This is a genomic window from Streptomyces sp. MnatMP-M17 (assembly GCF_900091995.1).
In the GTDB taxonomy this organism is placed as follows: Bacteria; Actinomycetota; Actinomycetes; order Streptomycetales; family Streptomycetaceae; genus Streptomyces.
Window position 1 is genome coordinate 1 of record NZ_FMDK01000396.1, and the last position, 1,579, is coordinate 1,579.

The window sequence follows — 1,579 nt, forward strand, 5'->3', positions numbered from 1 at the left end:
GGGCTGGACCCACCAGCCCAGCCAGTACCAGGAGTTGAGAGTACGGCGATGGCGGGCGCGCTGCTCACCGAAGCGGTCGCGGTGGCGGTACATGTGCAGCAGCGCGGTGGTGGTGTCGATGCGCAGCGCGTGCAGCCCGAGCCAGCCGTCGGCCATCCCGGGATCGAGCCGTACGGCGGTCCTGAACTCCTCCTCCGCCTGGGGATAGGCCCCCATCGTGTACGCGTCCACACCGCGCGCCCAGGCGAGGTCGGCGGGAGCGGCGGCGCCGCCCTGTGTGCCGATGCCGCTGCCGCTCTCCATCAGCCTTCCCCCACAACAAACCGTGCCCCCGGATTGTCCCGCCGGGCGGGCGCCCGTCGGCAGCGTGCTGAACCACCTTCTGGCGGACGGGAATTGACCGTACCGAAAGGCATCGTACCTGCGCAGAGGGTGTGCGACTAAGGGCACCACTCAGAGGCCACAGCAGTGACCGAGGGTGAGCGGGCGGGGATACACGCGAGCCGGAAACCGGCGACGAGGGCAGAACGAAGCCCCCGATCACGGGGGAACAACCGGGGGCTTCGCGTCTGCGGCGACTCCGAAAAGCCGCACATTGAGAACGTAAGACCTGTCCGGCCCCTCGGTCAAGCGGAGTTGGACACTCGTCCGGGGTCGATTTCCGACTGCTCAGTATGGCGGCCGAAACTGATCACCGTGGGTGATGGTCCGGTCCTGCATCGCGGTCGAAACGGGCCCCGGGAGCATCATGTATCCCTCCCGTACCTCCCGCACCAGCGCATTCGCGAAGGGCCGGGACGGGTCCGCCAAGAAATGGCGAGTCTCCGCCGTTGTCCAGCCGTCCCAGAAAACGGACAGCCCGGGACCGTCGCGCCGCCTTCCGCGCTCCCAGGACTCCTCGGCGGCCCGTTCCATCCAGAGCAGCCGGGCGAGATACGGCCGCAGCGCCCGGCGCCCGGCGCCCACGCCCTCGATCAGTACGACAGGATCCGCGGGCAGCTCACGCGGCTCGATGAAGCGCCGCAGCGTCCAGTCGTACGCCTCGTAGCGCGCCGTCGCGCCCCGCGCGAGCGGCTCGATGATCCGCTCCGTCAGCCGCTCCGTCCATGCGAACAGCTCCTCGTGCGTGGCCAGATCGTCCAGACGCAGTACGGGCACGCCGCCGAGTGCCGTCGCGAGACGCCCCGTGAAGGTGCTCTTGCCGGAGCCCGCGTGACCGTCGACCGCGATCAGCCGGACGGGCCCGCAGGAGGGCGGCAGGGCGCGCAGGGCAGCGGCGGCCTCGGTCAGGTCGGTCATCCGCCCAGCCTACGAGGTCCCAGGTCACGCCAGTGGTGGAGACCAATATTGACAGGGCGACGCGAGGCGGATCGCTGGCAGAAGCCCGTCACGAACCGAGATAGTGGCGACTGCCGGGCAGTCGCCGGCTCTTCCCGATCCTTCGTATCTCCCGGCCCTTCATATTTCTCCGCTCTCTCCGCTCTCTCCGTTCTCTGCTCTTCCCGCCTTCGACCGGAGGTCCCGTGACCAGATCCACCTCGCGCCGATCCGTGCTCGCCGCCGCTCTCGCCGCCGCCGC

2 protein-coding genes and 1 pseudogene are annotated in these 1,579 nt (G+C 69.5%); all 3 read right to left on the minus strand.

What is annotated here, in order from left to right:
- Positions 1-303, minus strand: a pseudogene (locus GA0115259_RS18360) (CbxX/CfqX); the annotation flags it as partial.
- Positions 304-669: 366 nt separating this feature from the next.
- The gene (locus tag GA0115259_RS18365; RefSeq protein WP_093598085.1) at positions 670-1,299 is read right to left on the minus strand and encodes a uridine kinase family protein; all 630 of its coding nucleotides are present in this window, start codon (positions 1,297-1,299) and stop codon (positions 670-672) included.
- Between the two features lie 88 nt (positions 1,300-1,387).
- Positions 1,388-1,579, minus strand: a 192-nt coding sequence (locus GA0115259_RS41190) for a hypothetical protein (protein ID WP_218104224.1), incomplete at its 5' end; no start/stop codon positions are given.

Excerpts from the sequence above, each read along its gene's own strand:
- GA0115259_RS18365 (WP_093598085.1), bottom strand. The coding sequence starts at position 1,299 with ATGACCGACCTGACCGAGGCCGCCGCTGCCCTGCGCGCCCTGCCGCCC.